This window comes from Nitrobacter vulgaris, from assembly GCF_002028545.1.
Lineage (GTDB): Bacteria > Pseudomonadota > Alphaproteobacteria > Rhizobiales > Xanthobacteraceae > Nitrobacter > Nitrobacter vulgaris.
On sequence record NZ_MWPQ01000013.1, the window covers coordinates 1 to 10,278 of the forward strand.

Here is a 10,278-nt window from a genome sequence, read left to right on the forward strand (position 1 = left end):
TCCCGGCGCGGCTTATCCAGATCAATGTCGTCGACGTCCGATTGCAACGCGCGAGTCGAAGCCGGAATACCAAACCCCAGCAAAAGCAGCGTGAGTATCACGGCGATTTTGCGCGGCGACGTCATTTTGCGCCTCGCCATTGTCCGGATAACGTAAGTAGAATCCGAAGCTTGCCCTCGCCAGAAGCGCCAAAGCCCGCGGGCGTCTGCACGGTGAGTTGGTCGACGAACAGGAACGGCATGCCGGCCTCGATGTCGTAGAGCAATTGTTGTAGCCCGGATTGAGCAATCTCGAAACTCACAATGATCGTGACGAAGCCGGGCTTTTGTTGGCTACCTTGTAAGTCGACCTGCGACGATAGCACGTTTCCTCCGAATTTCGTGACGGCGGCAGAAGCGCGTTGCAGAAACGCAGCGCCTGCGACTGTTATGGTTGTGCCTTCCAGAAATGGCGAGCCTGCTGGCGCGCCAGCGAGTCTGTTTTTCGCCGCTGAGGGTTGTCGGTTTTCGAATTGCTCGAGCATCGTTTCCATGGTCGCCTTGTCGGCACGTTTGCCGATCAGATCCGATATTGAGCTCGTGATGATGAGCAGAAAACAAATCAGAGTGCCGACATAGATAGCCGTCGCAGGCAACGGCGCAGTTGTCATTTTCCGTAAAATGGGCGCGAGAGTCATGATCTGATCTCGAAATGCGGCTTTAGACGCGCCTCAATATGAAAGCGTTCGCCCGGATCATTCCGGTCGCGCGTGGTCGGTGCGAAGAAGGTGGCGCGAGAAAATTGAGGCGACTGCTCCAGGAGACGGATCAGCGATGGTGCGTTCCGGGTCAAGCCGACGATTTGCATCTTATCGGCATCGATCCTCAATTCCGTGACATAGGTGGAATCCGGAAGTGTGCGTGAGATCTCCTCCAGTACTATGACGCAGGAAGGCGAGGTTTGCTTGCGCCTGGCAAGCAACGACGACGCTGACTCGCCGGGCTGGTCGATGCGGAGCGCCGCACGGCGTTGACTGATACGTTGCTGCAATTCCTGCCGCTGGTCGTCATACACGCCGCCAAGATAGGTGGAGACGACGAGTGTCGCAGCGGTCGCCATGCCGGTGCCGAGCAACGTTAGCCGTAATAGCCGCGGTATATCGGTCGCAAGCGTCTCGGGGCGGGATAGCTTCTTCTCGAATATCCTGATCGGACGAGTTGTGGCTTCCATGTCCGGCGGCTCGATCAATCCTTCGACCGATGCTGCGCCGAGAGATGACGCAAGGTCCAGGAGAGGCTGAATGGCGTGACGAGATGTCGTGGCGAGCGTCAATGCGATCCGCTCATTCGCCGCGGGCGTTGGCGCGGTCATGCCGTACACCGCATTATCGGCTGTCCACGGTGTCAGGCGGTCGATCTGGGCTCGGACCATGCCGTCGAGAAAGTCCGTTGCTTGTTTGGGGAAATCGACGGTGCGGAACAACACTTGGTCCGCTCTCATGTGGATTTCAAGCTGGCTGCCGCGCAGCGCCGCTCGCCATTCTTCAGTCAGAACCGGGGCCTGTCCAAGCCGGAGCGTGATTTGCGATAGCGCAGCGCCTTTTTGCTTTGAGATGGCGATCGCGGCAAAATCGCCGGTCGCGTCCTGCTTGAGCAGGATCCGGCGTTGCGGCATCGCACGCGTAACGCTCGTTTGCAGAGCTGCGGCGACAGTTCCGATCCAGCCTTCGAACAATTTCTTCGCTTCGCTCATCATGCTCTCAGAAATTCTCCGTCAGTCATCCGCGCGCGGCCACGATCTGCCACGACAACACTTGATAGGGTTCTTCTGCGGCGCCCAGCGCGATGACCACTTCTGAAGCAACCTCACGGCCATCGGCAAAATGCAGGCGGATCAGGATACGATAGGCATTGCTCTTTTGCGCCGTCGCAGCTTTCGTGTCGGCCGTGCTCAGCGCCGCCTTGATCGCGGCGGGATCGTTCGGCCGCGTCGCGCGGGTGTCCAGAAAATCCTTCAGGATCAGCGGCGTCATGCCCGGCAGTGCGGCGATAATCTCCGGCGGCGCCGTCAGCACATCGACGCCTGCGCTCCCGTTGAACACGGTGACAAAGGGCAAAGCGCGTTCGACCAACGCAGGTGTCATCCCGAGTACGAGGGCGAGTTCGTTGACATGCGGAAACGGCGCCTGGCGCGGCGAATAGGATTTCCCAGCCGCCCGGTAGCGTGCCTCTTCGTCTTGGTCGTCGCCGCTGGCGGTCGTGGTGCGGCCGCGCCAGGCTGCGATGCGGTCGGCTGCGGCTTTCGCGTCTTCCTCGCTCGCGCCGAGTACCGACAAAAGACTGGCAAGGAACTCCTTCGGTGCGGCATTGAGGTCAACACGCGTGGTTTCAGGAACAGAGGAAATCGAGAGCCTCGCTCCGCCGAGCCGGATATGGAATGCGTTGAGCGGCGGGCGCTCGCCCTTTTTCGCATCCAAGAGCCTATAGGCGGCCAGTTCGACGCCGGCTGTGATCAATGCCTCGGCCTTGAGGCTCGTATCGTTGAGTACCAATGCTCGCGCCGAATTCGACAAATAAGCTGAGAAGATCGTCACTAACGCTGCGAGCGCGGCGAGCAGCCACAGCACGGCGACGATGACGAAACCGCGGCGGGATTCCTGGCGGGCTGAAGACCCTTCGTCATACGACTCCGCCGTCATGAGCCGCCCTCCCTTGGAGCGCCCGTCGTCTTGTTGTCATTCACGGTGCCGTCCTTGTTGTTGTCTTTGTCTCCGCCTTTTGCATCATCACCGGCGCCATTGCCGCTTTTGCCAGCCGGCGCATCAACATGGACCAGTGCTACTGTCGATGCCGACAGTACGCGCTCGCTAAGGGCCTCGCGCAAGGTCAGCATGATGATCCTCGGCAGCTTGGGTTGGTCGTGCCAGTCGTCATGGAAGACGTGATCCGGTCCGGCATAGGCGAAGGACAGGCGCAGGGGTGCACGCAGCAACACGACCGGATCGATCGTATGAATCTGTTCCGAAGGTGATATGCCGGGTGGAATCGGTGTGAGCGGCGCGCGAGTTCGGAGCACAACGAGACGGCCTCGGTCGGTAGTCTCCCCGATACGCACGATATCGAGCCCGATGCCGGCGTTGGGCGCGAGCGTGGTACGCACAAAGGTCACCGACAGTGCCGACCCGTCGAATAGTGGCTTTTTCTGCTCACGGCCCGGCGAGACATATTCGGCGGCGGAAAGGTCGGCGGCGATCCGCTGCATTGCGATTCCGATTTGTTCGATATTCTGAATGCGGTCGAGCCCGCGGTTCCAAGTTGGCAACCATTGAGCGGTGAGCGTAGCGAGCGCCGACAACACGAGTCCGGTCAGCGCGAGCGCTACCAACGCCTCGATCAACGTAAAACCTGCATCGCCTGCATCGGTCCGGCCTGTCATTCTTTGTGTGCCTTACGCATCAGGCGAACGGTCGGGAGCTCGATGGTGGCGCCGGAAGGCGAGCGGACTCGAACCTTCACCAGTTCAGGACTCCAGGGGATCTCATTGTCGGCGACGAAGCCGCCGATCGGGCCGATGTCGACCTGCCAGCGATAGTTGCGCAGTTCGCCGAAGCGCCGTCCCTCCGTCAGCTCCTTGCGCGGCGGTATCGCAGTCGCCAGCACCGCCTGTGCGGTCTGCATCAGGACGAGGTGTTCTTCCAACTTCCGTACGCCGCGCGTGTTGGTCGCCATTACATGTCCGACCGAAACGATGGTGGCGGCGACGACCGCGAGCGCGATCAGCACTTCCAGGATCGTGAAACCGGCATCATGCCGGTCAATTTCTGCTCGTTGAACGGTCGGCAATTTCTATCCTTCCGGTCAGCCAGTTGACACGGATTTCGTAGACTGTATTCAGCCGAGCGAGTGCGATCGTGCCACCGCATGACATGCCATCCGCGAAGAAGCTGATGGTCGACAGTGCTGCGCGGTGATGGCAGGTCTGGGGTAGCAGCGCGTCGAAGCGTACGTCGTCCGGAATGCGCAGGAGCTGCGCCGTGGAGCCGGAACGGATCGTACGCGAAGAGGAATCGACCAGCGCCGCGACAGCGGCGTGACGGCCGATCGCGGCATTACGGTCGCCCTTCAGTAGGGCCGCTGTTTCCACTGCATAGGCCTGCAACCGCGCGCGCGAAGTATGCTGCGGCAAGAAGGGTAACGACACTGTCGCCATCAGGGCGATTAGCGCGATGACGCAAACCATCTCGAGCAAGGTAAAGCCATATTGGTGCGCCTCGTTCAAGCGAGTCACTCGTTCCTGGCTGTGGTCAATGCGTCAAGCGAGATGTCCGCTGCGGTGCCGCTGCCGCCTTCCTGACCATCGGAACCGTAGGAGGTGATGTCGTAAGCGCCATGCTCACCTGGCATGCGATAGACATAAGGATGGTTCCATGGATCTTTGGGAACGTTGCCGCCCTTCAAATACGGTCCGTTCCACGTGTCGACCCCAGGTGTGCGTTGAACCAGTGCCGCGAGCCCCTCGGAAGCCGAAGGATAGCGGCCGGAATCGAGGTTGAAGAGATCGAGCGCGCTGGAAAAACTCTGCATCTGGATTTTCGCGGCCTTGACCTTTGACTCGCTCAGATAGTTCAGCACGCGCGGGCCGATCAGGCCCATGATCAAGCCGATGATGGTGATGACAACCAGCATTTCGACCAGGGTAAAACCCTGCTCGGTATACGAGACGGTTTCCGTCGCGACACGTGAGCGGTTTAAAAGTCCGGAGAAGATTGCACCTGCCATTGTTCTGATCCCTTCATCTATCCAACAAGCTGCGTGACCGACAACAGCGCGGTCATGACGGAGACGATCAGCCCGCCGACGACGGTGCTGATGGTGACGATCGCGAGCGGTCCAATGATGCCGACGACGCGATCGAGGCTGCGCTGCAGTTTCGCCTCGTAAAATTCGGCAACCCGGCTCGCCAGCGCCGGCAGTTGTCCGGTTTCCTCGCCCAGCCGCATCATCCGTACCGCCATCGGCGGTAGACTGTTCGAGGCCGAGAGCGCTTCGGACAGCTTGCCCCCGTGCCTCACGCGTTCTGATGCAGCGGTCCAGACGTCGGCATTGCCGGAGACCGCCATAATGTCGACCAGGATACGCAAAGCGGTGGTCAGGCTGACACCGCTGCCGAGCAGGATGCTGAGATTGCGACAGAACAGGCTGGTTCGGTAGAACTGGAAGATGCCGGCGATACCGGGCATCCGCGCAGCCGCGCCCAGTGCAGTTGCTCTTGCGGCGGGACGGCGCCACGCAAACCAGATCGCACCGATCAGGCAGGCCGTTGCGAGCAGAAGAACGGTTGCGTTGGAACGCATGAAATCCGAAAGGCGCAGGAAACGTTGAGCGCGGAGTCCGACTTTCCTTCGAAATCCTGCAGCACCGCGGAAAACTGCGGCAGCACGCACAGGATAAAAAACAACATGACGCCGACCGCGGCTATCAGCACGAACACCGGATACTGCATCGCGTCCCTCAGCTTGCGGCGCATCTGTTCGGCGCGGGCACGTTCGGCGCCCAATAGCTCCAGCACTTGGTCCAGCGTGCCCGATACTTCGCCGACCCGTATTAAAGCCACATACATCGGTGGAAACAGTATTGGATGTGCGGCGATCGCCTCGGCAAAACTCTCGCCGCCGAGCAACGCTGCGCGTAACTTGCCGACCACGGGACGCAGCCGTCCGACGTCGGCGTCGCTCGACAAGAGTTCGAGTGCGTCGTCAAGCCTGGCGCTGGCTTTCAGGAGCAGCGCCAGATCGCGTGTGAACGTCGTCACCTCCGTCGGGCTTGGCTGGCTGAATAGGGAAAAGCCACCGGAGGCCGAGGCGGAGCGCTTTTCCTGAGTCGTCTCTATCGGCAGCAGTTGCAGGTATTCGATCCTGGCCGCGACCTCCGCCGCGGTCGGCGCCGACAGCGTGCCGTTCACGATCTCGCCATTCTGCGTCAGTGCACGGTAGCGGAAATTCGGCATCACTTCGTCCTCATCGCGTCGTCGTGACGCGGAGGATTTCCGCTGGGCTGGTCAATCCGGCGCGGCATTTGGCGATGCCGTCTTCAAGCATCGTGGTCATGCCACCGCGAATTGCGGCCTGATCAACTTCTAGTCCGTCTGTCTTCTCACCGATCAGGTCGCGCAAGGTGTTGTCGAGTTCGAGCACCTCGAATACGCCGAGCCGGCCACGATAGCCGGTGCCGCTACAGCGTTCGCATCCGCAAGGCGCAGGCACCGATTCGCCCGGCTGGAAGCCGAGTGTGGCAAGCCGGGGATCGTCGGCGAGATCGAAATCCGTCAGGATCTTTTGTGACCTGCAGCGTTCGCAGAGCTGGCGTACCAGTCGCTGAGCGACCACCGCGCGAAGGATCGAGCGCAATAGGTATCCTTCGATGCCGAGATCAAGCAAACGCGGCAGTGCCGCGGCTGCGGTCTCGGTATGCAGAGTGGTGAGCACGAGATGGCCGGTGAGCGCGGCGTGCACGGCGACATGCGCGGTCTCGGTATCGCGCACCTCGCCGACCATGATGACATCTGGGTCCTGGCGCACGAAGGAGCGCAGCGCGCTTGCGAACGTCAGTCCGATCGCGGGTTTGATCTGCGATTGGTTGATCCCTGGGATTTCATATTCGACCGGGTCTTCGACGGTGAGGATTTTCCGCGTCGGCTCGTTCAAGATCGACAGGATCGTTGCCAGCGTCGTGGTCTTACCGCTGCCGGTCGGTCCGGTGATGACAATCATGCCGTGCGGCAGCTTTAACAACCGCCGCAGCTTGGTTTCGTCGGCCTGCCCGAAACCGAGCTTCTCGACCACCAGCAGTCCGCGGTCCTTCGGCAGGATGCGGATGACGACGGACTCGCCGTGTTGGGTCGGCATGATGGCGACCCGAATATCGATGTCGGTGCGGCCGGCGCGCAACCGTGCAGCGCCGTCCTGCGGCAGGCGGCGTTCGGCGATGTTAAGGCTCGCGATAATCTTGATGCGCGAGATTACGGCTTGCGGTACCACGCCGGCGGGCGCCGTAATCGGCCGGAGCACTCCGTCGATCCGCAGGCGAACTACAAGCCCGCTCTGAAACGGCTCGATGTGGATATCGCTGGCCCGCAGCTCTACGGCCTTTTCCAGGAGGTCGTTGACGGCGCGCACCACCGGTGCGCCGCTCGCAAGATCGCGCAGGCTATCGACGTCGTCCTCGCGCAGCACGGGCAAGCTGCCGGCTTCCGCGTGTGCGGTGGGATCATGGTCGGCAAGCCGCTGGTCCAGTGCCGCGGCGAGATCGTCGGACGAGGCGATGGTGATCTTGATATCCGGCCCGAGCACGATTTCTGCCGCTCGTCGCGGCGCGAGGTCGGTCGGGTCGGCGACGGCGAGGTGGATACCGCGGTCAGCCACCTCGTAAGGAAACACAAGCGTCTCGCGTAGGAAGCGCTGCGAGAAGGCCGAAATCAGCGGCGTCGCCGCAAGTATCTCCTGCAGACTTACGCGGGAATGACCGAAGAAGTGGGCGGCTTCGTCGGCAAATTCGGTTGGCGATAAGTTTGTGGTCTCCCAGAGCTTTGCGTGTGGTGCTCCCGGCGCGGAACGCTGTTGCGCCGAATCATCAGACGTAACCTCTTTTTTTGGATCTGACTCTTGTCGGCCTCGGTGCAGATACTCGACAAATTGTAATGACTGAGGACCGGTCATGCGTCCCTTCCTACGAATGTAAAAGCGTTAGACAGTCGGGATGCGCCCCGAGGCTCGTCCATCACGATCCCGCAACTTCGCAATTGACTCGTGACCCTTCACACGGCTACGGTATATTTTGTTGAATATATCGCATCAAGTGTTCGATGAGCAAGCAAGGTATCAATCAAATGAATGGGCAGCTTCTCAAAGGAGAATCGATGCGAAGTAGGATTTTCAACAATACTGTTTGAAATCGGCGTTAGATTAATCTTTCACTTTGGCGTTAACCGTAGGCTCACCTTGGATCGATCCTTGCGTGTGATCCGCGATGTAGTCGCTAGCCGTTGGTCGGCGTAAGCATGGGTCCTGTCAGCGATCAGATGCGGTGCCGAAAAGTGGTGCGTAGCGTTTGCGCTATCGCAACGGCACTTTGCATTGCCAATTTCCTACCTTCCTGCAAATACGCCACGACCGCCGCCTCGGCACCCGGCGATATCGACGTGCTCGACAAAGTGCGGTCGCTCGACATCATGCCGCGCCAGGCGCAAGGCGTGCATGCAGATCAGCCGAATGTTGGCGTGCGCGGGCGCGCTGAAGTCTTCGAAGGCAAGGAGATAACCGAGATCGCCGAAACTCGCTCGCAGCCGGCCACGAGTGGCGGCAATACGGGCGGCGGCTATGACCTCAATTTCGAAAACACGCCGATCCCGACCGTCGCGAAGGTCATGATCGGCGACATCCTCAATGAGGGCTACACCATCGATCCGCGGGTACGGGGCACGATCAGTCTGGTGTCGGTGCGGCCGGTGCCGAAGTCCGATATTGCGTTTGTTCTTGAAAATGCATTGCGGGTTTCCGGTGTTGCGCTGTTGCACGACAACGCCGGCTATCGCGTGACCCAGCGTGGCGAGGCCATGGGAGCAGGGCGGGTGGAATCTGCGACGGCAACGGAGCCGGGCTACGGCGTTTCCGTCGTGCCGCTTCAATACGTTTCGGCGCAGACTGTCATGAAACTGATGGATTCCTTTGTAACCAAGCCAGGCAGCGTGCGTGCTGACGCGGCCCACAACCTGTTGCTGATTCAGGGCACTGGCTCTGAGCGCCGCGCCGCGGTCGACACTGCCATGAGCTTCGACGCCGATTGGATGCGTGGCCAATCGGTGGGGATATATCCTGTCAGCAACAGTGCGCCGGAGCCGATCATTGCGGAACTAGAAAAGATTATGGACTCCGGCGATAGTGGCCTCAGCCAAAGCGTGGTCAAGTTCCAATCGGTAAGCCGGCTCAACGCCATTCTCGTCGTGAGCCGTAAGCCGGCATTGTTGCATACGGCTGCGACCTGGATCCGGCGACTCGATCAGGCCGATACCGCGCGGACCAGCGTGCATGTCTACCGGGTGAAATATGGTGAGGCGAAGCAGATTGCGCGCGTCCTCACTGCGATGTTCATCGGCGGATTGTCATCCTCGCTCGATGGTGCCGACAATCAACTCGCTCCCGGTTCTGGCTCGTCCCTGACCTCCGGCATCGACAAGCTGTCGGCAAATGCAAACTCGCCGTCGTCGGCCGGGAGTTCTGGATCTCGCTCGCGTTCCGGAACGGGTGGAGCAGGCGATTCTTCGGGAGCTAAGCCGTTGACGGCAAGCTCCGGGACCGGGACTGGGATTGGCATGAACACGTCCGCAGGCAGCGACGCGCTCAGTGGCGGCGACGGTGGCAATGGGCAGCCGCTGATGCAGGGCGTGCGCATCACTCCCGATGTTGTCAACAACACGCTACTGATCTACGCCGATCAGGCCAACTACAAGATCATTGAAGCCACATTGCATCAGGTCGATCAACCGCAGTTGCAGGTGGCTATCGATGCGACGATCGCCGAGGTAACCCTCACCAACGAATTGAGCTACGGTGTGCAATCTTATCTGACCAGCAAGAACCTAGGTCTGAAGGCGAATCAGGGTTCGATCCTCAATACGCAGTCAGGTTCGGCACCGATACCAAGCTCAAGCGGCACCGATGCGGCCGCGGCGGCTGGTTCGATAGCCAACGCCTTCATTAACCGCGCGCTTCCTGGCTTCAACTTCTTGGTCGGTTCGGAAGCGCAACCGGCCGTCATTCTCGATGCTCTTCATGCGGTCACAAGCGTCAAAGTACTTTCGAATCCTTCACTGGTCGTGATCAACAACCAGATGGCAACGTTGCAAGTCGGCGATACGGTACCAATTTCGACGGGCACTGCCATGGTCCTGAACAGCAACAACAACGTGGTCAACAGCATTGACTATCGCAACACCGGCGTCATCCTGCGCGTTTCGCCGCGCATCAACGTGAACGGCAATGTCCGGCTCGAGGTCGAGCAGGAAATCAGCAGCGTCCAGCCAACCGCTACCTCCACGCTGACACCGACCGTGGCAGAACGGCGGGTGAAGAGTTCGATTTCGGTTGCCAGCGGTCAGACCGTGCTACTGGCCGGGCTGATTAGCGAACAGCAGAGCGGCGGACGCAACGGCATCCCTCTGCTTGACGAAATCCAGGGGTTTGGAGACGCTTTCGCGCACCAGCGCAAGAAAGGCACCCGCACTGAATTGATCATTTTCATCCGT

Annotated in this window: 9 protein-coding genes and 1 pseudogene; 1 reads left to right on the forward strand and 9 read right to left on the reverse strand. The window is 60.2% G+C overall.

Going from position 1 to position 10,278, the window contains the following annotated elements; genetic code table 11:
- Window positions 1-121 precede the first annotated feature (121 nt).
- From gspM to B2M20_RS04130, 9 genes and pseudogenes are all read right to left on the reverse strand, one after another.
- On the reverse strand, window positions 122-649 hold the full coding sequence (gene gspM / locus B2M20_RS04090) for a type II secretion system protein GspM (protein WP_244553416.1): 528 nt from the start codon (window positions 647-649) through the stop codon (window positions 122-124).
- A 23-nt stretch (window positions 650-672) separates the two neighbouring features.
- Window positions 673-1,731, reverse strand: coding sequence for a PilN domain-containing protein (locus B2M20_RS04095; RefSeq protein ID WP_079445829.1), 1,059 nt, complete (start codon window positions 1,729-1,731; stop codon window positions 673-675).
- 25 nt (window positions 1,732-1,756) lie between these two features.
- The gene (locus tag B2M20_RS04100; RefSeq protein ID WP_079445823.1) at window positions 1,757-2,677 is read right to left on the reverse strand and encodes a type II secretion system minor pseudopilin; all 921 of its coding nucleotides are present in this window, start codon (window positions 2,675-2,677) and stop codon (window positions 1,757-1,759) included.
- Entirely contained in the window at window positions 2,674-3,414 is a 741-nt protein-coding gene (locus tag B2M20_RS04105; RefSeq protein WP_079445824.1) for a PulJ/GspJ family protein, read from the reverse strand. Before B2M20_RS04105 ends, B2M20_RS04100 begins: the two co-directional genes overlap by 4 nt.
- Complete coding sequence (locus B2M20_RS04110) at window positions 3,411-3,821, reverse strand: prepilin-type N-terminal cleavage/methylation domain-containing protein (protein ID WP_079445825.1); 411 nt, start codon at window positions 3,819-3,821, stop codon at window positions 3,411-3,413. The genes B2M20_RS04105 and B2M20_RS04110 overlap by 4 nt, the downstream gene beginning before the upstream one ends.
- On the reverse strand, window positions 3,793-4,257 hold the full coding sequence (locus tag B2M20_RS04115; RefSeq protein WP_079445826.1) for a prepilin-type N-terminal cleavage/methylation domain-containing protein: 465 nt from the start codon (window positions 4,255-4,257) through the stop codon (window positions 3,793-3,795). Before B2M20_RS04115 ends, B2M20_RS04110 begins: the two co-directional genes overlap by 29 nt.
- Window positions 4,258-4,262: 5 nt before the next feature.
- On the reverse strand, window positions 4,263-4,757 hold the full coding sequence (gspG, locus tag B2M20_RS04120; RefSeq protein ID WP_244553417.1) for a type II secretion system major pseudopilin GspG: 495 nt from the start codon (window positions 4,755-4,757) through the stop codon (window positions 4,263-4,265).
- Between the two features lie 17 nt (window positions 4,758-4,774).
- Window positions 4,775-5,985: pseudogene (locus B2M20_RS04125) on the reverse strand (type II secretion system F family protein).
- A gap of 10 nt (window positions 5,986-5,995) precedes the next feature.
- Window positions 5,996-7,693 (reverse strand): GspE/PulE family protein, encoded by a 1,698-nt coding sequence (locus tag B2M20_RS04130; RefSeq protein ID WP_079445827.1) that lies wholly within the window; start codon window positions 7,691-7,693, stop codon window positions 5,996-5,998.
- A gap of 341 nt (window positions 7,694-8,034) precedes the next feature.
- Here B2M20_RS04130 and gspD point away from each other — a divergent pair.
- On the forward strand, window positions 8,035-10,278 hold a 2,244-nt coding region (gspD, locus tag B2M20_RS04135), incomplete at its 3' end, for a type II secretion system secretin GspD (protein WP_079445828.1).